The 21,910-nt window shown below is 45.4% G+C and carries 15 protein-coding genes; all 15 read left to right on the top strand.

The window, feature by feature from the left end; all coding sequences use genetic code 11:
* The first annotated feature begins 159 nt into the window (after positions 1-159).
* Entirely contained in the window at positions 160-1,509 is a 1,350-nt protein-coding gene (locus F9K33_11140; protein ID KAB2879016.1) for a hypothetical protein, read from the top strand.
* Between the two features lie 400 nt (positions 1,510-1,909).
* Positions 1,910-3,289, top strand: a complete 1,380-nt coding sequence (locus F9K33_11135) for a hypothetical protein (protein ID KAB2879015.1) — start codon at positions 1,910-1,912, stop codon at positions 3,287-3,289.
* Between the two features lie 13 nt (positions 3,290-3,302).
* Entirely contained in the window at positions 3,303-4,382 is a 1,080-nt protein-coding gene (locus F9K33_11130) for a hypothetical protein (protein ID KAB2879014.1), read from the top strand.
* A gap of 32 nt (positions 4,383-4,414) precedes the next feature.
* Positions 4,415-4,813: a hypothetical protein gene (locus F9K33_11125; GenBank protein ID KAB2879013.1), complete on the top strand. Its 399-nt coding sequence runs from the start codon at positions 4,415-4,417 to the stop codon at positions 4,811-4,813.
* Between the two features lie 27 nt (positions 4,814-4,840).
* Positions 4,841-5,419 (top strand): cytochrome C554, encoded by a 579-nt coding sequence (locus F9K33_11120; GenBank protein ID KAB2879012.1) that lies wholly within the window; start codon positions 4,841-4,843, stop codon positions 5,417-5,419.
* A gap of 244 nt (positions 5,420-5,663) precedes the next feature.
* Positions 5,664-6,011 (top strand): cytochrome c, encoded by a 348-nt coding sequence (locus F9K33_11115; GenBank protein KAB2879011.1) that lies wholly within the window; start codon positions 5,664-5,666, stop codon positions 6,009-6,011.
* Between the two features lie 62 nt (positions 6,012-6,073).
* On the top strand, positions 6,074-8,227 hold the full coding sequence (locus F9K33_11110; GenBank protein KAB2879010.1) for a cytochrome B: 2,154 nt from the start codon (positions 6,074-6,076) through the stop codon (positions 8,225-8,227).
* 40 nt (positions 8,228-8,267) lie between these two features.
* Entirely contained in the window at positions 8,268-11,066 is a 2,799-nt protein-coding gene (locus F9K33_11105) for a hypothetical protein (GenBank protein KAB2879009.1), read from the top strand.
* A gap of 93 nt (positions 11,067-11,159) precedes the next feature.
* Entirely contained in the window at positions 11,160-12,656 is a 1,497-nt protein-coding gene (locus F9K33_11100; GenBank protein ID KAB2879008.1) for a cytochrome C, read from the top strand.
* Between the two features lie 185 nt (positions 12,657-12,841).
* The gene (locus F9K33_11095) at positions 12,842-13,297 is read left to right on the top strand and encodes a Rieske (2Fe-2S) protein (protein KAB2879007.1); all 456 of its coding nucleotides are present in this window, start codon (positions 12,842-12,844) and stop codon (positions 13,295-13,297) included.
* Complete coding sequence (locus F9K33_11090; protein KAB2879006.1) at positions 13,294-14,373, top strand: cytochrome bc complex cytochrome b subunit; 1,080 nt, start codon at positions 13,294-13,296, stop codon at positions 14,371-14,373. The genes F9K33_11095 and F9K33_11090 overlap by 4 nt, the downstream gene beginning before the upstream one ends.
* Entirely contained in the window at positions 14,361-15,830 is a 1,470-nt protein-coding gene (locus tag F9K33_11085; protein ID KAB2879005.1) for a hypothetical protein, read from the top strand. Before F9K33_11090 ends, F9K33_11085 begins: the two co-directional genes overlap by 13 nt.
* A gap of 426 nt (positions 15,831-16,256) precedes the next feature.
* Positions 16,257-18,164, top strand: coding sequence for a 2-oxoacid:acceptor oxidoreductase subunit alpha (locus F9K33_11080; protein KAB2879004.1), 1,908 nt, complete (start codon positions 16,257-16,259; stop codon positions 18,162-18,164).
* 194 nt (positions 18,165-18,358) lie between these two features.
* Positions 18,359-19,312, top strand: coding sequence for a 2-oxoglutarate oxidoreductase (locus tag F9K33_11075; GenBank protein ID KAB2879003.1), 954 nt, complete (start codon positions 18,359-18,361; stop codon positions 19,310-19,312).
* A 24-nt stretch (positions 19,313-19,336) separates the two neighbouring features.
* Positions 19,337-21,889 carry a ferredoxin gene (locus F9K33_11070; GenBank protein KAB2879002.1) on the top strand — a complete coding sequence of 851 codons (2,553 nt, stop codon included), beginning with the start codon at positions 19,337-19,339 and terminating at the stop codon, positions 21,887-21,889.
* The last annotated feature ends 21 nt before the right edge of the window (positions 21,890-21,910 follow it).

Below are 21,910 nucleotides of genomic sequence, written 5' to 3'. Positions count from 1 at the left end.
TTACTAAAACATGACGAATTTCATTGTTTACATTCTATACACTTATTATATTTGGTGTAAGAATTTTGTAAGATTTTAGTATGTTTTTTGTCAAAGTTGAAATTTAATTCTCCCCAAGTTACTCAAAAACCTAATTTAACGCTAACCGCGGAGGTTGATATGAAAAACGCATTCCGATTTATAGCCGCAATGACCCTTCCTTTGGCATTGATGGCTATGTTTTTAGTGATCAGCTGCGAAGGACCAAGAGGACCGGCAGGTGAAAACGGAACGAATGGTACTAATGGTATCAACGGTGTTGATGCCAATGAAACCTGCAAGCAGTGCCACACGCCTGCTGTAGTAGACCAACTCGCCCTTGAATTTGAATTCTCGAAACACTTCTATGGTGAAGCCGCTTTTGAAGAAGCCGGCAATACCGGTTGTTCTCCTTGCCATACACAAGAAGCATTTTTGTATGTGGTAGCAAACCCAACTATTGCAACCGGCCAATTCGTATTAAATACGGCCACTCCGCCAAAATATGCATTGCAATATTCGACGACATCTTCTCAGGCTTTAGGAGAAATTCGCTGCGGCACTTGCCATTCCAATTTGCATGAAACCTATACTTCAGCCGACAATGCTTTGACGACGACGGCAGCAGTTCCTATGGTTATGTGGGGAGCTACTAAGACAATCAATCTTACGCAGGATGGTGGGAAATCCAATCTTTGCGTGAAGTGCCATCAACCGCGTGCATTATCATATAGTTCATCCTTTACAAACGGTAATCGTGTGCAATATGATTCCTTGGTGTTGGCCCCGAGCACAGTTTTGTATGATTCCGCCGTCGGCAATGCCTTCCCAAACAAGATTATTCCGAGCTACAGGACACACGTTCACTATGGCGTCGTAGGCGCTGTATTTGCCGGCCAGGGCGGCGTGGAGTTCACCGGTTCCGCTACGTATGCCAATTCAGCGCACACATCGGTTGCTTCTTGCCAGGATTGCCACATGGCGACCCGTTCAGGACGTGCAGGCGGACATACGTTTATGGTTCAGGGAAATTTCAACGGTTGCAACGTATCCGGCTGCCATTCAGCGGCTCCTATTTCTTCATCATCAACTACCAAGTGGACTACCCCGCGAGCCAATCAAAAAGCTCAGCTTGACGCTTTGGCTGCGAAGCTGAATGCGCTTGGCGGAGGAACCCCCATTCTGCACTCGGAGACTGATTCAGAACTGAACCTGTGGGCAGGTTTGACGACAGGTAACTGGGATGGATATCTTGATATTTATCTGGCAAACACCAATGACAATGGTTATTGGAGAAATCCGAGCACTTCCGGAATGACCTCTGCTCAGATTGCGATCAACAATGCAAAACCGAAATTTCCATCACTGACAGCCCGTGATATTGGCGCTATGATCAATTTCCAATTTGCCTTGAGAGAATCCAGCAATGGTATCCATAATACGGCTTATACATCCGCTTTATTAGCTAACACGATTGCTCTATTTCCATAAGCCGGATCAGTTAATCTTACGTAAAAAAAGGCTCCGCAAATAGCGGAGCCTTTTTTTCGATTCGTCTTAATCTGAAAAGATGTGAGCTTTAGATCGGCTTTTTTTTATTAAAAAAAATGTAACTATACAGCTTTCCTGATGTTTTTCGGTTAGTGGAGGATAATGGGAATCAAGATTTAAATAGAGATCAAAAAATGCCGTTGTCATTCTTATAAGAATCTTTTTTCTTTGCTACGTGCGATCTATGATTCAAAAAGATTCTTAGAGAATGACATTTTGAGCATGTAGGTAGTTAAAAAAAATATTTGATTATTACAATTTTTTTACAATATTTCAAAAGTGTTCAATTTACGGAATCATTCATTCTAATCTAACTCTACTTTGTAATAAAGAGGTCACAATGAAATCGAAAATGTTTTTCGTGTTGACTTTCTTGTTCCTGCCCGGCTTGATGCAAGCGCAGACACTTAATGCGCGTTTCTCTACGTCGGTGTATTCATGGGAAAATCAGTTTGCCGACTCGACCGCGTCGAAAAGTTTCCGAGGTTACCAGACGGCGATCATTCACGCCAACGGCGTAGGAATGCCGAACCTGTCTTTCCATACCTACTTTCGCGGCGCATACGACATGGGATCAGGAAAGGTGACAGAAAACCCGCAATACCGCGTTTACAATATGTATGCGCAGTGGAAAAATAGGGATCAAAAGGCACACAGGCTGGATATAAAAGCGGGAAGACAGCAGGTTTTAACCGGACTGCGCAGCCCCACGATAGACGGCATCCGCGCGGATTATTCCAATGCGGATAATTATTCCGTCTCGGGTTATTTCGGCGCATTGCCGCCGGATGACGGATCGCTCACCGTGTTGAAGCCTTTCGACAGGCATGCTATGGGAGCAAAAGTTTCCACGGCGAAATATTTTGAGACCAAAGCGGCGCTGACCTTTGTAGATAAAAGCCGTGACGGCGCGTATGCTCATTCGCTGAATTATCTTGGCGGCGACAGTTTGTTCCAGCGCGCGGATATGCAGGAACGATTGATCGGATTTGATCTCAACCGCATGTTTATGGGTAAGATCAACTGGTTCTATCACTTCGAATACGATATGCTTCAGAAGAACGTGCGCCGCGTTTCCACCGACGTACAGTATACGCACAACAAAAATCTATTTGTAGGAGTGGAGTATATCTTTCGCCGTCCGAATATTATGTACAATACCATTTTCAGTTCGTTTGACGATCTAAGCACTAATCAGGAGATCTGGCTGAGAAGTAATTACCGTATAAACGATCTCTGGTCGGTGAACGCCGAATACGCCAACGTATTCTACGATCTGAAAGACGCCTGGCGATACGGATTTGGCGTAGGTTTCTGGAGAACCAATGTGAACTATCAGCGCCGCATGGGTTATGGCGGTACGATCGATATGATCAGCGCGGCGGCATATTATCCGGTGAACGACAAATTAAAAACGGATTGTTCCATTTCTTACGCTCGATTTGATCTGGCGGACGATATAGACAAAAACAGCTGGGAATATCCCGCCAACCCCGGGGATTGGGATAGATTTAATCTTGAACGTCAGATTTTAACCGCCACAAATACCTCCATCGCAGTGACGGGCAGAGTTAATTACGAATTTTTCCGTTCCTTCAACGTTGACGTTGAAGGACAGTATCTTTCGCAAAATATTAAAAGTTCACCGGTCTATGCCGGTAATAAATCGGATGTCCGGCTTTTTCTAAGAGCCAATTATTGGATTTTTCATAAACTCTAACGGGTGAAAGAACATGAAAAACAAAACTTCTTTATTACTTATCATACCATTTGTTGGTTTGATTCTTTCGATGATCTCGTTATCCGGCGTCGGGCGCGAGGCTGTCTCGGGTTTATTCACAAAATCCCAATTGGTTCAGAAAATGTTCGGTCATAAATACCACGACATTTATAAGGAAGAGGACCGGAGCCAGCTTGTTAAATTCAGCCATAAATTCCATATTCAGGATACGGGCGCTGAATGCGCGCAATGCCATGCCGGTATTGAAAAAAGCGAAAGATCGTCGGATAACAACTTAGGAAAAATGGATCAGTGTTATACTTGCCACGATCAAAAGACCACCGATTGTAAAACATGCCATTTGGAAAAATCGGAACCGTATTCTGCTTTCAAGAACCCGAAACGGGAACTGGTTTTTTCACACAAGCAGCATGTAGGCGATCAAGGTATGAAGTGCGAGACTTGCCATAAGGACGCTGCGCAAGAGGATTATGTGAATGCAAGTCTTCTGCCGACCATGGAATCGTGTATGAGTTGCCATGACGGCGCCAAGGCAAGCAACGACTGCCGCACCTGCCATACCGATATACGTTTCATCAAGCCGGCTGATCATAATATGGAATTTGTTCGCACGCACAAACAAGTGGTTGCATCCAACGGGACGGCGAATTGTGAAATGTGCCATGCGGAAGAAACCTGCGCAGACTGCCACGAAGGCGGCAATCTGCAGAAATTCAAAAGCAAAGGTGAATTCAAATCATCCATGTCTCCTTCGGGTACGGGCGGCAACAGCTTGATGAATCTTGAGAAAGCGCACGCATTAGATTATGTCTTTACTCATCGATTTGAAGCCAAGGCAAAAACGATGGAATGCCAAAGCTGTCACGAGACCGAGTCGTTTTGCAGTCAGTGTCATAATGGAAGCAGTAAAGTTACAAAACCGGTATGGCACGCTGTACCGGGATTCGTAACAGCCAGCGGCGGTATGCATGCGAAGTTAGCCAAAAAGGACATGGAAAACTGCACGTCGTGCCATCAGGTTGAAAACGCAGATCCAAAGTGCATGGATTGTCATACATTTAAAATGAAATAATGAGATTTTTATCGAAACGATAGGACATCATCATGAAACAGATTATCACACTTTGTTCCGTTACTTTTATAATGTTTATGTTATTCATAAACAGTTGCAGTGAACGGCAGGGTATTACGTCAGTTTATAAAGAGCGACCGCCCGCGGTTCTGACTTACGGCACCGATATAAAACCTTATTTGGATGCGGCTTGCGCGACAACCTGCCATTCGGCGGCTAATCATTTTGGGAGTTACGACTTGAGTTCTTATTCTTCCGGCGCTTTCGGGGGTGTGCTCGGTAACGGCACCGATGCCACGTCCAACGCGATAGCGGGTGATCCGAACAGTCTCTTGATTACGAAGCTTGCAGGCGGACATCAGTCGGTCAGTCAGCCCAATCAGGATATGATATATCAGTGGGTCGTCGTGGATTCTCTTAAGGAAAATTAACCTGTCAATAAATATAAGGAGGGAACATTGAAAACATCATTAGTATTAACAGTCGTTGCATTGTTTTTGATCTCATTCAACGTAAATAACCATGTTGTGACTTTGACTGAAGAGTATGGGGCGACGGGAGATGAGCAGAGAGCTTTTGTCGGAGCGGATAAATGTAAACCATGCCACATGTCCGAGAAAAAAGGAGCGCAATACAAGAGTTGGAAAGAATCCAAACATGCAGGCGCGTTTGCAACTTTGGCAACGGACAAAGCAAAAGAACTCGGCGCAAAAGTTGGCGTGACCAATCCTCAGGAAGACGCCAAATGTCTGAAATGCCATATAGATGGATTTGGAGTGGACGCTAAGTTCCTTGGTGAAAAATACAAAAAAGAAGACGGCGTAGGATGCGAATCCTGTCACGGAGCCGGCGGGGATTATTGGACTAAACAAGTTATGACGGATATTTCAACCAAAAAAATCGACGGCGCAACGGTTGGTTTGGTGAAACCCGTTGAAGAAACCTGTAAGAAATGTCACAACGAGGAGTCACCGACGTTTGCCGGATTTAACTTTGAAGAAATGTTTAAGAAGATCGCACATCCAATGCCTAAATAATTCTAAGCTGATCTTTTTTCTTTTACCTTTAAAAAACGTTCCAGTGAGTCCGGTATTATACGGCTTACTGGGACGTTTTTTTATGAGAATTGAGAGAATTCATTCAGTTCATTCTATTTTACTTTTTTCCGGCGGAGTCTGTTTCATGACAAAAGTCATGAAACCGTATGACATTGGTCGTTGTTAAATACTAAAAAAATTTGTATTCTAACCTAATAAATATTCTTACATCCGGTCTTACAAAATGAAGAAGAGAATGAAAATGAAATGGCTGATTATCTTTGTCGGGGTGATGTGCCTTTTTTCGCAAGATGTGTTTGCTCAGGAAAACTCCGATGATGCAAAAGAAATTTTTTTAGCTGAAAAATGCCAACGATGCCATTCGATCTCGGCGATGAACATTGACGTTACCGGCCAGAGGGTAGTTTCCGATCTTTCTGCCGTTGGTTCCAGGTATACCGGGGAATGGTTGGTTAAGTACATGAAGAGAGAAGTGGCTATTAACGGTAAGAAACATATCAAGAACCTGAAAACATCCGGCGCCGACATCGAAAAGCTTGCTAATTGGCTTGCGACATTAAATGGGAAATAGGCTAAGGAACGATTCTCTGTGGATCGACTGCTTTTATTAAACTATACCTATGTCTTAAGGAAATGAAAATGACACGTGCTACTCTGTTATTTGTTTTACTCATGCTCGGGAGTGTGCCTCTAGTTGGCCAGACCAGTCAGGCTTGTTTGGAATGTCACAACGACAATTCGTTAACCATGACCAAGTATAATAAAGAAGTTTCTTTGTATGTGAATGAAAAGGTTTTAAGCCACTCGACGCATGACAAGGTGTCCTGCGTTGGCTGCCACACAGGTTTTGACCCGGACAACGTTCCGCATAAAGAGCCTATGACTGCAGTTAATTGTTTATCCTGCCATAATAAAGCATTAACAAAACATGCGTTTCATATCAACATGGTCAAAGCCTCGGGTCGAGGCGGTACTCCTGACGTGGATTGCAAAGGATGTCACGGGACGCATGAGGTGCAGTCGCCAAAAATCGAAGGAACCAAGTTCAGCAAGGAGAATATCATCCATGCATGCGGAAAATGCCATGAGGACGTCACCAAAAAATTTCTTCATTCCGAGCATCACAAGGCCGCCGAAAGGGGAATCAAAGAAGCGCCGCTTTGCCTGAATTGTCATCAGAGCAATATAACCAGAGTGACTGCCGCACTGGATTCGGTTCAACTGAAACTGACGCAGGAAAAGGTTTGTATATCATGCCATTTGGATAATCAGGACGTCGCCGACATGACCGTTCGCGGCACAAAATTTATTGAATCCTATGACAAGAGTATTCACGGATCGGCGCTGCGCGGCGGTAACGCCAAAGCGGCGAGTTGTGTAGATTGTCATGGCAGTCACGAAATGAACAAAAGCATTTCGGAAAGTTCGCGTGTTAACAAACAGAACATTGAGCAGGTTTGCGCGAAGTGCCACGGTGGAATTGAGAAAGAATTTTCTACCAGCGTGCATGCGAAGGCCGTTTTGAAAGGCAACAAAGACGCTCCGGTATGCACGGATTGCCACGGTGAGCACGACATACTCAAACATACCGATCCGGACTCACCGGTATCCGCCAAAAATGTTTCTCAAAAAGTATGCGGAACATGCCATGCCTCAGTAAAGATGTCCCAGAAATACGGATTATCCACCGATCGTTTCAAATCATTTTCGGATAGCTACCACGGTTTATCGGTGCGCGGCGGAGCGGTGGAAGTTGTCAATTGCGCCAGTTGTCATGGCGCCCACAGTATCAAACACTCGAGCGATTCGACGTCGTCAGTCAACAAGGAAAATCTTATCAAAACCTGCGGCAAGTGCCATCCCGGAGCCAATACGCGTTTTGCCATCGGGTCCGTTCATTCCACTACCGAATCAAAAGAAGAAGATCCGATCTTATACTGGATAGCTAATTTGTATTTCTGGCTGATCGTGGTTCTGATCGGAGGAATGGGCCTGCACAATGCGGTCGATTTCGTTAAGAAGGTGCGGCGGAAACTGAAGATCCATGAGGGGTTAATCAAACCGGAAGAAATTGACCACCGGATGTATGAACGCATGACGTTAAACGAGAGGCTCCAGCACGGCACTTTGGTCATCAGTTTCATACTGCTTGTAATTACAGGTTTCATGCTCCGCTATCCCGAAGCCTGGTGGGTGGTATCTATTCGCAACCTTAGCGATAATGTGTTTGAATTCAGAAGCTGGATCCACCGCATTGCCGGTGTTACTATGGTTTTAGCAAGCCTGTATCACACCTACTATATTTTCTTTAATCCCCGCGGGAGCCAGTTGGTCAAAGATCTGCTGCCGCGACGCAAGGACTTCACTGATCTGATGGACGCTTTCCGATATTATGCCGGAGTTCGCAAAGAAAAACCTCAGTTCGGTCGGTTCAGTTATATCGAAAAAAGCGAATATTGGGCGCTGGTTTGGGGAACGGTTGTCATGGGCGTAACCGGCGTGATCATGTGGTTTGAAAATACATCAATGGGCATGTTGTCAAAATTAGGATGGGACATCGCCCGCACGATCCATTTCTACGAAGCGATACTGGCCACGTTGGCAATAATCGTATGGCATTTTTATTTTGTCATATTTAATCCGGATGTTTATCCTATGAGTTTAGCCTGGTTGACTGGAAAAGTTTCTGAAGAAGAAATGCACGACGAACATCCGTTGGAATTACGCGAGATCAAAAAAAAGGAATATGAGGAATCCAAAAAGAATACGGATTCCGATAAATTATGATGTAGGATGTAGCCCTTGGTATGAATAACAGGATACAATAATGATACAAAGACTTATTAGAATGCAAACATGTTTTATTTTGTTCTCCTTTTTGTGTTTGTGTATTCTGACTCCTACGAATAGTTTATATACTCAGGAAAACGGCGACTGTTTTGATTGTCACGATGACATTACGCTGACCGTTAAGCGAAACAACAGTGAGGTCTCGCTGTATGTGAGTAAAAAAAAATTCGGATATTCGGCCCATAAGGATGTCAAGTGTATAGGCTGCCATGCGGAATTAGCAGGCCAGGAAATGCCGCATGAAGAGTTTGTTTCGAAAGCGCAATGCGGATCGTGCCACACAACAGCTCAGAGATTTTATGATGAAGGTTTGCACGGGCAGGTATTTAGAGCGGGCGACCCGTTGGCTCCTTCTTGCATCACGTGCCACGGAGCTCCGCACGACATTATCTCGCGTTATAACCCCAATTCACCTGTCGCTCCGATAAAAATACCGGAACTCTGCGGTCGTTGTCACCACGAAGGCTCGCCGGTTCAGATCAAATATGATATTCCGCAGACGCATATTTTAGAAAACTATTCCGAAAGTATTCACGGCGAAGGATTGCTAAAAAAAGGTCTTGCCGTCAGCGCCAATTGCGCGTCATGCCACACCGCGCATCGTATTTTGCCGCATACCGATCCGCGTTCGTCCATTGCGCGCGTCAATATCGCCCGCACTTGCGCCAAGTGTCATCAGGCGATCGAAGCCGTTCATCAAAAAGTGATCAAAGGTGAATTGTGGGAAAAGGAAGCCCATGTTCTGCCGGCTTGTGTGGACTGTCATCAGCCGCACAAGGCACGTAAAGCGTTTTATGAACAAGGAATGGCCAATTCCGATTGTATGATTTGCCATGATAAGAAAGATCTGAAGTCCAAAGACGGACGCGCTATGTTTGTGAATGAACGGCAAGTATCGGGTTCGCAACACTATAAAATTTCATGCAGCCAATGTCATACGGGTGTAACGCCCATAGGAAAAGATCGTCCGTGCGAAACGGTTACCAAGAAAGTAGATTGCGCGTCATGCCACGCACAGGTTGGAGAGGATTACAAGAACAGCACACACGGCCAGTTGCATGCGCAAAACGATTCTAATGCGCCGGTATGTGTTGAGTGTCACGGCACGCATAATGTATTGGGGAAGCAAAATATTGCATCGCCGATATATCCGACGAATATTCCAAATTTGTGCGCGCAATGTCATCGAGAAGGGGAAAAGGCGGCCGTACGGTACAAAGGCGAAGAACACGATATTATTGAACACTATCAGGAAAGTATACACGGCAAGGGTTTGCTTAAAAGCGGGCTGTTAGTTACTGCTAAATGTACCGATTGCCATTCGTCTCACCGGGAATTGCCCGCATCGGATTCTACATCAAGCGTGAATTTCAGAAATATTCCGGAGACCTGCGGTAAGTGCCACAGCGGAATTGAAGAGATGTTCAATAAAAGCATTCATGCGCGCTCAGTGTCAACCTCAGATAAGAAATTACCTGTTTGTAACGATTGCCACACGGCGCATACCATTCGGAGAACGGACGAAACGGGATTTAAATTAGAGTTAACCAACACCTGCGGTAAATGCCACGAGGAAATAACGAAAACTTATTTTGACACGTACCACGGCAAAGTATCGCAACTGGGTTATACCAAGACGGCGAAATGTTACGATTGTCACGGCGCTCACGATATATTAAGGGTGATTGATCCGAAGTCGCATCTTAGCCGGGAGAACGTAGTTGCAACATGCCAGAAATGCCATCCTGAAGCTAATCGAAAATTTGCCGGTTATCTGACGCACGCAACGCACCATGATCCGGACAAATATCCGGGCTTATTCTGGGTTTTCTGGGGGATGACGGGGCTGCTTTTAACTACATTTTTTTTCAGCGGACTTCACACGCTGCTTTGGCTGCCGCGCGCGCTGCAGATGCGGAATGCGCATAAGGAATACGCGGTTGATCCCGGTGAAAAACAATTTCAACGATTTACTCGTTTGAACCGTATTCTTCATATTGTCATGATAGTCAGCTTTATCAGTCTTGCTCTGACTGGACTGACGCTTAAATTCTCAAATACAGGATGGGCGCGATTCGTTTCTAATTTCTTCGGCGGCTTCGAATCGGCGGGTTATATACATCGCTTGGCCGGGGTCTTCATGTTTGGTATTTTTATTACCCACATTACCGATCTGGTCAGACGAAAACGGCGAGAATTCAAAAGCTGGAAAGCGATGATATTCAGCCCGGGTTCTCTCATGTTCAACAAAAAGGACTTGCAGGATTTTATCGGATCCGTCAAATGGTTTCTTGGTATGGGGCAGCGTCCGCATTATGGCCGCTGGACTTATTGGGAAAAATTCGATTACTTTGCCGTATTCTGGGGAGTTGCCGTGATCGGTTCCACCGGACTCATGTTGTGGTTTCCTGAATTTTTTACCGTCGTATTGCCGGGATGGGCCATCAATATCGCAACGATCATTCACTCCGATGAGGCGCTGCTCGCTGTCGGATTTATCTTCACCGTCCACTTCTTTAATACCCATCTGCGTCCGGAAAAATTTCCGATGGATATTGTCGTATTCACCGGGCGTATGCCGGTGGAAGAATTTAAGCGCGACAAACCCGCCGAATACGAGGCACTGGTTGCGAGTGGCGAACTTGAAAAATATCTGGTTGAACCGTATCAACCAATCGTGATCAAAGCCATTCGTATATTCGGGTGGGCCGCGCTGACGATCGGATTTAGCATCGTGCTCTGGATCATTTACGCCATGCTGTTTTCGTATCAATAAGAACGGCGCTGTTGAAGCAAAAAATGAAAGTCGATTGATTTAGATTAGCTGGGTATTTATTTTTACATAATCTAAAATAAAAGAGAAAAAACGATGAGAAGAATTCTCCCGAGTTCCTTTTATAATGTGATGTCCTTAAGCGGGGCGGCATTGAGCGGAATCAGTTTAGGGCTGATCGTTTTTCTGTTTGTGTTGGAGTATTTCTCCGAGACGTCGAAACCATACATGGGTATTATCACGCTCATCATTCTCCCCATGTTCATGACGGGCGGTATTGTTATAATGATATGGGGGATGTTACGGGAAATTCGCAGGAGAAAAGCGGGTATAACTTCGGAAGGCCATCTGCCGAAAATTGATTTTAATATCCCGAGGCACCGCACGGCCTTTGCTGTTTTTTCTTTTGGAGCAATTCTTTTTCTGGGCTTGTCTGCATTTGGCAGTTACAAGGCGTATGAGTTCACAGATTCCGATCAATTTTGCGGTGAAATGTGCCATACGGTGATGAGCCCTGAATATACGGCCTACCAGTTCTCCCCTCATGCCAAGGTGGGCTGTGCCCAGTGCCATATCGGATCCGGAGCGGAGTGGTTTGTCAAGGCAAAGATATCAGGGTCTTACCAGGTCTATTCTGTTTTATTCAACAAATATGCCAGACCGATCGAGACGCCGATTGAAAACTTGCGTCCGGCGCAGCAGACTTGCGAACAATGTCACTGGCCAAAACATTTTTTTAGCGAAAAACAGCGGGTGCTGACTTATTACCTTTCGGATGAACACAACACCAAATGGACGCTGAATCTATTGGTTAAAATCGGGGGTGGCAATGCCGACGAAGGGCCAACGTCCGGTATTCATTGGCACATGAATATTGCCAATGAGATCACCTATGCGCCGATTGACCGGGAGCGCCAGATAATTCCATGGGTCAGAGTTAGACATGGCAATGGCAAAGAGTCGGTTTATCGCAGCACCGAAGTGAAAATCGACGAAGAGGATTTGAATAAAATTGAAAAGCGGAGAATGGATTGCATTGACTGTCACAACAGGCCGACACATATTTACCATCATCCGGCCGCATCGGTAAATCAGGCAATGTCCGTTGGCTGGATTGATCCGACGCTTCCTTTTATCAAAAACATCACCGTAGAAGCGCTGCAGCATCCTTATGCCACAAGGCAGTCTGCGTTTGATAGTATACGGATCGCCGTAACCGACTTCTACAGTACTCATAACCCGGATGTACTGCAAAACAAGAAGGAACCGATTGAAAGGGCCATTAAGGAAGTCCAGAAAATATACAGCCGCAATTTTTTCCCGGAGATGAAAGTGAGTTGGGAACATTATCCGGACAATATTGGTCATATGTATTCGTTAGGCTGTTTCCGTTGTCATGATGGGAAACATGTGAACGAAGAGGGTAAAGTATTATCACGGGACTGCAATACCTGCCATACGTTATTGGCTCAGGAATTCGAAAAAGGCGATAAACGAATTGCACTGGGCGGAGTAGAGTATATTCATCCTGTGGATGTCGGGAATGAGTGGAAACAGAAAAATTGCAGTGAGTGCCACAGCAAGAATGATTGAAAATAAATAGCCCCATTCCGGATATGGATTGTATTACGATTCGTCATGTCAAAACATGACTTTTGTCATTGTTTTTTGGGTCACTTTGCATTACTCTTCTCAAGTTAGATTCGCTTCTTTTCCGTTCGACTTATCCATATCTACTAAAAGACTTTTCAGTAAAATAAATCAAATCGAAGGGGAATATGGAAAAATCCACTGATGTTCCTGTGCAACCGGGCAAACGTGATTTTCTCAAATGGCTTATCGGAAGTGCAACGGCAGCGTGGGTTGTTTCGGTCACATACCCTATTCTTTCATTTCTGAAACCGCCGAAGCAAGGCGAGGTTGAAGTCAGCAGCGTAAAAGCAGGGAAGCTTTCTGATATGGAGAAAGACAGCGGCATGATTGTAAAATTTGGCAATAAGCCGGTTATTCTTATTCGAAAGGCTGATGGCGAGTTGAAAGCATTTTCAGGCACATGCACTCATCTTGACTGTACGGTACAATATCGCAAAGATTTTGGATCAATTTGGTGCGCTTGCCACAACGGCAAGTATGATCTAAACGGATCCAATATTTCCGGCCCGCCTCCAAAACCGTTGGATGAGTATAAAGTAATCATTAAAGAAGATGAAATATTTATTTCAAAGAGCACATGAGATCACTATCTAAGAAATTATATGATTGGGTAAATGATCGGGTTCATCTTGACGATCTAGTGGAATTTATGGGAAAGAAATACGTCCCGATCAATAGCCATTCGGTATGGTACTATTTTGGCGGAATTTCACTTTTTCTTTTTATCATTCAGGTTATTACGGGCATTCTACTTTTACTTTATTACAAAGGAAGTGAAGATCTAGCGTTTGAGAGTATTCACTTTATTATGGCCAAAGTACAGTTTGGCTGGTTGATTCGATCCATTCACAGCTGGGCGGCTAATTTATTTATTCTGGCGGCGTTTATCCATATGTTCAGCGTTTATTTCACCAAAGCCTATCGGAAACCCCGTGAAATAACATGGCTGACCGGCATGTTCATGCTATTGCTCGGATTCGGTTTTGGATTCAGCGGTTACTTGTTGCCTTGGAATGAACTTGCTTTTTTTGCAACGAAAGTAGGGACAGACATTGCCGGAGTAGTTCCGGTAATTGGCAAACCGATCCTTGTATTTTTGCGAGGGGGCGAAGACGTTACCGGCGCAACGCTTTCCAGATTTTTTGGCCTTCACGTCGCAGTATTTCCCGGGATTTTTACAGTTCTATTAGCTGTGCACTTATTACTCGTCCAACGGCAAGGGATGAGCGAGCCGCTTGAGTTGGCAAACAATCCTGCGCATGTGCGAAAAACGATGCCCTTCTTTCCTAATTTTCTGCTGCGCGATCTTTTGTTCTGGCTCATTGTTCTTAATATTCTAGCCATTCTGGCCGTGTTCTTCCCATGGGAACTTGGCAAGAAAGCGGACGCTTTCGCATCCGCCCCTGCGGGTATTAAGCCCGAATGGTATTTCTTGTTTATGTTTCAAACGCTGAAATATATTCCCGCTCACGTTTTCTTTATTGATGGAGAAGTGCTGGGCGTTCTGCTCTTTGGGATTGGCGGTTTATTGTGGATTCTTGTGCCTTTCTGGGATAAGAAAAGTTCCCGAGGTGAAAGGAATCTGCTTGTCAACTATTTCGGAATCGGTGTCGTTATTTATATGCTTCTTCTAACGATCTTAGGATGGTTGACATGAAATACGGAACAAAAATTTTAATCGCATTTTTTTTCCTGTCGATTCCTTATGCGATTGCAGCGTCACCCAAAAATCCTGACCAATGTTTCATCTGCCACGAGGGCATGGGAGACAAACCGGCATCTCTATACAAGTCCGATGTTCATAATTTGAACGGAATTTCCTGTTCCGGCTGTCATGGCGGTGACGCGTCCAAAGAGGATCAGGATGAAGCAATGAAAAAAAGTAATGGATTCATCGGGGTTCCGCGCGGCGATGAGATTTCCAAAGTGTGCGCGAATTGTCATGCGGATTCTCTGAGGATGAGCCGTTACAATTCAAAATTGCCGACGCACCAAATGAATTTGCTCGCAGCAAGTGTACATGGAAAAAATGCAATCAAAGGCGGCCAGCATATTGTCCAATGTATAACCTGTCATAGCACGCACGGTATTGTGTCTGTCAAGAATCCAAAGTCTCCGGTTCATCCGCTTCGAGTTATTCAGACTTGCACTCAATGTCACGCCAACGCGGCCTATATGCGTTTGTATAATCCGTCACTTCCCGTCGATCAGTTGGATAAATACCGTACGAGCGTGCACGGGATTCGCAATGCGCAGGGTGACGCAAAGACTGCCGTATGTTCCAGTTGTCACAGCGGGCATGATATTCAACCTGCAGGGAGCGCGAAGTCTCATGTTAATGCCGCCCTTATTCCAGAAACGTGCGCGAAGTGTCACGCGGATGCAGGTTATATGAAAGAATACAAGATTCCGACGGATCAATATGAAAAATTTACCAAAAGCGTGCATGGAATAGCGCTGTTGCAGAAGCACGATCTGTCGGCGCCCGCCTGCAACGACTGCCACGGTAATCATGGAGCGGTTCCTCCCGGAGTTGAATCGATTTCAAAGGTCTGTGGATCTTGCCACGCGCTTAATGCGGATCTTTTTTCTGCCAGCCCGCATAAAAAAGCTTTTGATGAAAACAAATTTCCGGAATGCGAAACCTGCCACGGAAACCACGGCATCACGACTGCAACGGTGAGCATGCTGGGTGTGGATTCTACCGCCGTGTGCAGTAAATGTCATACGGAACAGAAGAGCGTTAAAGGCTATAAAGTTGCGATGGAAATGAGACTGCTTATAGACAGCCTGACAAACGATCAGAAAAGGGCACTGGGTATTGTAGAAGAAGCTGAACAAAGGGGTATGGAGATCGGCGAGGCCAAATTCAAACTACGCGACGCCCACCAAGCGCGGCTGGAGTCTCGCACGATGATACATTCATTTAACAAGGAAAAATTTGATGAGGTTGTGAAGAAGGGGCTGAATGTAACGTCTTTTGTTTCGGCCGAAGCACAACGGGCTGTCGAAGAGTATTTCTTTCGTCGGTGGGGGCTCGGAATTGCGACGCTCATCATTACAATTCTTGCCGTATCATTGTACGCGTATATCAGGCGTCTTGAAAATAAATAAAAAATTTTACCTCACTGTCTTGATCCTGTAAACCTCGAAGAACGCTGCTACGGTTCAAATCACTACACCATAACAAGTCCGCTTGGATGTGTCTAAGCGGACTTTCTTTATTGCGCGAGACCTGATAAACAAATTGAGTACCGATTAGATATTGTCCAGCTCTATTTGTCCAAAAACTAGTGACACATTGGCAGATTTTTATAACAAAATGCTGTTAAAAATGACATGCTGATTCGTGCCGCCTAATTTAGGGACTGCGGTTTTTGGGTGCTGTTTGTCGATTTTTCTGTAGGAAAAACTATTTCAATTTTCTATGGCAAACATGACCAATGTCATTGTTTTTAAAGGCGGAACCGATATATTATTTACATGTATATATACGAACTTAGGTGAATAAATTCGTTCCAATAAGAGACAGAGGAAGCCATGAAAGAGAACAAGTCCAACGGGGGTCAAAAGACCTTGATAAAGAAAACGACTCTCCAGCAACATATCATTGAAATTGTCAGCGACTCCGGTGAAGGAGCCCAAAAAACCGGTCAAAGTATGGGCTTGATTTCGGCCAAAATGGGAAACGGAGTTTGGACGGTCGAGATCATTCCTGCTGAAATTCAACCTCCGGCACGCTCTAAAGCGGGGGCATCGGGGATTCGCATTCGTATCGGGTCAAAGAAGGTAACGAACATGGGCGACGAAGCGGATTTGGTAGTTGCAATGAATGAACAGGTTCTGTACGGGCGTATAGATCAGCAAGCCTTTCGCAAAGGAACGATCATTTTATTGGACAACAAATGGGCAAACCATGAAGTCAAAACGATTCAGGCTGAATATGCGGAATCATTAAAGGACCTCAAAGACAGAGGTTATGAAATCATCGAGATTCCAATTGAGCATGAGTCAATGAAACATATCGCCGATCCGCGTAAAGGAAAAAATATGTGGGTCTTTGGAATGCTTTGTTTCATTTACTCGCGGGATATGGAAAAAGCGGAAGCGCAGATCAAGCACGTCTTCCGAAAGAAAAAACAGGATGTGGTCGATGTGAACTTGAAGCTTTTACGCGCCGGTTTTGAATGGGCAAAGGTAAATTTGAATTTTCAATTTGATATACCTGTAATGGATACGACAGAGGAATTTGTTGTAATGAATGGAAATGAAGCGGTGAGTCTCGGAACTATTTCAGCCGGAATTGAACTGTGCGCTATGTATCCTATCACGCCGGCAACGTCGGCGTCGCATCACCTGGCGGAATGCTTTCAGAATGCCGGCGGATTGATTCATCAGGCGGAGGACGAAATTGCTGCTATAGGATTTGCGATCGGCGCATCTTACGCCGGCAAGACGGCCATTACCATTACATCGGGCCCGGGCATGGCGTTGAAAACGGAATTCATCGGATTCGCTGTAATGGCCGAAGTGCCGCTCGTTATTGTAAACGTGCAGCGCGGCGGCCCGTCAACGGGTTTGCCCACCAAAGTCGAACAAGGCGATTTATTATATTCTATTTTCGGACAGCCGGGTGACACGCCCAAAATCGTTTTAGCCGCTGCGACTATCGAAGAATGTTTCCATTTTGTAATATTGGCGCGCCGATTGGCCGAAGCCTTTAGGATGCCTGTTATACTTTTGACGGACGCCAATCTTGCGACAGGCGTTCAGCCGTTCCCCAGGCCAAAAATTGATACCGAGTGGTTTGCTTCGCCGATTGATCAAAGCCCTTGGAAAGAAGGGACGCCTGCTTTTGATTGGGATGAAGAAACCGGACTCAGCCGCAGGCCTATTCCAGGCCAAAAAGGCGGCATGTATACGCTGACGGGTTTGGCTCATGATCAATGGAGCCACGTGGCTTATGAAGCATCTATCAATCAAGTAGGCTGTGACCGGCGAAGCCGTAAACTTGCATCGTTTTTACAGTCTCTGAAACCGCCTGAAGTTCACGGAGAACCTGAAGGCGATATTCTCGTTGTTGGCTGGGGATCAACCTTGGGCGCGATCGAAGAAGCCGTCGACATGATCCGTGAAAAAGGCGGACGCGTTTCGTCGGTGCATCTCCGGTTCCTCTCGCCGCTCGAACCAGGCCTGAAAGATATTTTCAAGCGATTCAAGAAAATTATTACGGTAGAAATCAATTACTCCGACAATGCTAACGATCCGATGATCACAAGTGAAAATCGCCGGCTTTCGCAATTGGCATTCTATCTGAGAGCGCAGACGCTGATCGAAGTGGACTGTTTTTCCAATGTTCACGGACAGCCGTTACGCCCCGGCGCGATCGTGGCGATGCTCGAAAAAGAATTAACGCTTGTCAATGGCGATGAACTGGTTCCGGCTTGAAGACAATTTTGAATCTAAATTATCAGTCTTCCTTAAGGAGCTGTTTTTGGCGGCAGAAGAAATGAAAAACATATAACAAGAAATGAAAAAGAAAATCACCTTATATATTTTATGTCTTTTGTTTAGTTTTATTCATTGAATTAAGTTTCTCAATTGATGAGCACTTACTAGAATTATAAATAAGGAGAACTCCCGTGTTTGGATTAAAATCCGATTGTATCCTCGATATTCCCGAGGAATATTACACGCTGGCCGATTACGAGAGCGCGATTGCCCGTTGGTGTCCTGGATGCGGCGACCACGGCATACTTACATCCGTGCAGAGACTCTGCAGTGAAAAACAACTTGCGCCGGAAAACACCGTTTTTGTTTCCGGTATCGGTTGTTCAAGCCGATTTCCTCATTATATGAAGACCTACGGATTCCACGGCCTGCACGGCCGAGCGCTGCCCGTTGCCTGCGGCGTTAAATTCCGCCGGCCCGATCTGCACGTGTTCGTTGCAACCGGTGACGGCGACTGCTGTTCCATCGGAACCGCGCACTGGATTCACGCCATTCGCTACAACATGAATATCACCGTTTTACTTCTGGATAATGAGATCTACGGTTTAACGAAAGGGCAGACGTCGCCAACTTCGTCCAAAGGTACCATTTCAAATACGAATCCGCGCGGTTCTATATTACCGCCAATCAATCCGATTCAAACGACCCTTGGCGTTGCCAATGCATCGTTTGTTGCACAGACGGTTGACTGGAATCCGGCTCATTTGTATGCCACAATCGAGGCGGGGTTTGAGCATCCGGGCTTTTCATTTATTCGCATCCTGCAGCGCTGTCCTGTGTTTCAAAAAGAACTATTCCAACCGGTCATTAATAACCCTGATGAGATTACGTTGCTGACTCATAAGAACGGAATTCAAATTGATCCCGCAGTTGCCAAAATGTACAAACACACCGTGGATCATGATCCTTCGAATCTGCATGAGGCGCGTGAACTTGCTGAAAATCTTGACCGTCAGGTGATCGGTTTGCTTTATCAGGACAAGACGAAGGAACGATATGATCTGTACGGCGCGCACAATATGGGAATAACGCCTGAGGAAAAACAAAAAGCTATTAACTTAGAGCTCGATAAATTTGCGGTGTAAGCGCCTTATCGAGAGAGGGGTCCGATGACCAGCGTAGATAGTAAATTTGCAGAATTGGATGAACTGCTGAAGAAAAAAACGATTCGATCGCGAGAAGATCCTCGTGATAAATCATCCGCGGAAAAAAAAATTACGTCCGGCCTGAAAACTATACCGGTCCTTCCTGAAATCAAGGACGAATCGGACGAGAAGACGCTCACAACATTTTGGAGGAACCTCAGATCATTTTACAGAAGCGCACAGGGCGGCGGGATCAAAGGGAGTCAATTATTTCCTGCGCTGCTCAGTGACTATCGTGATATGATGCATGTCCGATACGACTACCCGGTGTGGGTTCCGGATGAAGCCGGCTTGGCAGAAAATGACGCTGCGGTTCTATCGTTAACAGAACTGCTGAACAATGCCCTGAAAACTTTTGCTCCGTCAGCGCAGGATGCAAAAATTCTCAAAGACAATATCGGCCGACTGGAATTGATAGTTCGTGAATCCATTGATGCAAGGGCAGCGTCCGTTGTTTTTACCGATGTGATGTGGCCGGCGCTGCAAAAATTGGAAACCCAATTAAAAATCAAAGGGCAGGATGGGAAAACTTTTTCGGAGGATATCCAAAAACTTAAAAGCCAATTGCCTCAATCGGGGCAGCTCTTACATTTCTCGCACGAATCTCCGTATTGGCTTTTGTCAGCCGCAATTCGTGTTCAATTTCATCGATCATATCAAAAAGTAAAAGAAGATACAGTCGTTCTGCGAAACAAATTAGATGAACTGCTCCGCATAGAAAATCAAAAAACACCTGCCGCGAATGCCCCGGAAACGCTTAAAGGTTCGTATGGCTACGGCGCATCCTTTATCAATTTTGATAAATTTTCTAATGTTATTCCGGAATCGTCGTCGGAGATGATGATGCCGCAAAGATTAACGCGAATTGAGAAAATAGTTACGATACTTCGCAATATAGATTCCTATTTCAAGTATGATTCCGTAGCCGTTATCGCAGAAAACCTCAGCGGATCGATCGCAGGAAACTGGTCGGACCTGTTGGCGCATTCTAGTATTCTCATTGCGGACAAACGCATCATCAGCTCTGAAGCGCAAAATGCTTTTGAGATGCACATGAAGTCGATGTCGGAATGGTTAAGCGCGTTTCGTATTGCGCGGCTTGAAGTTGAAGGAAAATATATACCGGACATTCACGATGCGTATTTTTCAAATTTTGACTGGCGCGCTTTTACCGAGGATGAAATGGCGCTGTGCCCGCCGGTACTTCTCATCACGCCGGTGGAGGAATTGATAATGCATAACCTGACGGAATTTTCCAGATTGCTCGCATCGCACAAACCCATTAAGACCATCGTGATCAAATCGGACGCGGAAATTATTCACTCCGCAAAATCAATGGCCCAGGACTATTTTTCTTTTCCACAGGAATTGGGCGCTTTGGCCGTATCGCATCGAAACGCCTATGTGTTCCAATCGACAACGATTCACCCGAAAGGTTTGTACGAAGGTTATATGAAGGGCATATCAGGCTTCTCTCCGGCATTATTTTATATTTTGTCACCCAGGGATGAATCCGGCCGAAACACTTACGTTTGGGCAGGAGCGGCATTGGAAAGCAGGGCATTCCCCGAATTTACTTACGATCAACGCCGCGGGGTTCAATGGGGAAGCCGATTCAATGTTGAAAAAAATCCTCAGACTGATCAGGATTGGCCGATATATGAACTGAGTTTTATAACAAAACGCGATCAAAAATCCGTGATAAACGTGCCGTTTTCATTCGCCGATTTTGCTTCACAGGATGTTTTTTTTGCGGAACACTTTTTTGATGTTCCCCCGCAATACTGGTCAGATGATTTAGTTTTGTTTGCTGATTACTTAAAAATGGAACCAACAGAGGCCTATTCGAAAATTCCATTTGTTTGGATGGTCGATCAGCAGAACATGCTGCATAAGGTAGCCACGACGCATTTTCTGGTGTTGTACGGACAGGAACGTCTGGATTTTTGGCACTTCATACAGGAATTCGGAGGGATCAACAGTTACCATGTTGATCGTGCCGTCGAAAAAGCGCGTCAAATGTTGCTCGAAGAAAAAACCAAAGAGATCGCAGGGTTGAATGAAGCGCATAACACTGAGATAGAACAAGTCAAACAATCTACCGCTCGTGAAGCGATGGAAAAATTATCTGCGATCCTTTTAGAACTTGATTCGCTGGAAGTTAAGCCGGCCGTAAAGATATCAGCTGCGGTTGCGGTTACCGAGCCTGTCACACAAAAGACTGCTGAACCGCAAGCGCCGGAAGCGGTTGAAGAGGAAGAACCGGTTTCTACGGAGCCTTGGCTGGATACCATCCGATGCACCAGTTGTAATGAGTGCATTAACGTAAATCCGAACCTTTTTAAATATAACGGAAGCAAGCAGGCGTATATCGCCGATGCAAAGAGCGGAACCTACGCCCAATTGGTTAAGGCTGCTGAAAAGTGTCCTGCAAAATGTATTCACCCGGGCATCCCATTGAATGCGGATGAAGAAGGGTTGGACGATTTAATCAAACGCGCGGCGGCTTTTAACTGATCGGGAAGTCAGGACGATCGT

The organism is bacterium (assembly GCA_008933615.1).
In the GTDB taxonomy this organism is placed as follows: domain Bacteria; phylum CLD3; class CLD3; order SB21; family SB21; genus SB21.
Note: the sequence above shows the minus strand (reverse complement) of the source record. Positions and strands in the feature narration are given on the sequence as shown.

Bases quoted from the DNA above. Each gene is read 5' to 3' on its own strand.
- F9K33_11100 (KAB2879008.1), top strand. From the start codon at position 11,160: ATGAGAAGAATTCTCCCGAGTTCCTTTTATAATGTGATGTCCTTAAGC.
- F9K33_11080 (KAB2879004.1), top strand. From the start codon at position 16,257: ATGAAAGAGAACAAGTCCAACGGGGGTCAAAAGACCTTGATAAAGAAA.
- F9K33_11135 (KAB2879015.1), top strand. From the start codon at position 1,910: ATGAAATCGAAAATGTTTTTCGTGTTGACTTTCTTGTTCCTGCCCGGC.
- F9K33_11090 (KAB2879006.1), top strand. From the start codon at position 13,294: ATGAGATCACTATCTAAGAAATTATATGATTGGGTAAATGATCGGGTT.
- F9K33_11130 (KAB2879014.1), top strand. From the start codon at position 3,303: ATGAAAAACAAAACTTCTTTATTACTTATCATACCATTTGTTGGTTTG.
- F9K33_11110 (KAB2879010.1), top strand. From the start codon at position 6,074: ATGAAAATGACACGTGCTACTCTGTTATTTGTTTTACTCATGCTCGGG.
- F9K33_11095 (KAB2879007.1), top strand. From the start codon at position 12,842: ATGGAAAAATCCACTGATGTTCCTGTGCAACCGGGCAAACGTGATTTT.
- F9K33_11125 (KAB2879013.1), top strand. From the start codon at position 4,415: ATGAAACAGATTATCACACTTTGTTCCGTTACTTTTATAATGTTTATG.
- F9K33_11115 (KAB2879011.1), top strand. From the start codon at position 5,664: ATGAAGAAGAGAATGAAAATGAAATGGCTGATTATCTTTGTCGGGGTG.
- F9K33_11085 (KAB2879005.1), top strand. From the start codon at position 14,361: ATGGTTGACATGAAATACGGAACAAAAATTTTAATCGCATTTTTTTTC.
- F9K33_11070 (KAB2879002.1), top strand. From the start codon at position 19,337: ATGACCAGCGTAGATAGTAAATTTGCAGAATTGGATGAACTGCTGAAG.
- F9K33_11140 (KAB2879016.1), top strand. From the start codon at position 160: ATGAAAAACGCATTCCGATTTATAGCCGCAATGACCCTTCCTTTGGCA.
- F9K33_11105 (KAB2879009.1), top strand. From the start codon at position 8,268: ATGATACAAAGACTTATTAGAATGCAAACATGTTTTATTTTGTTCTCC.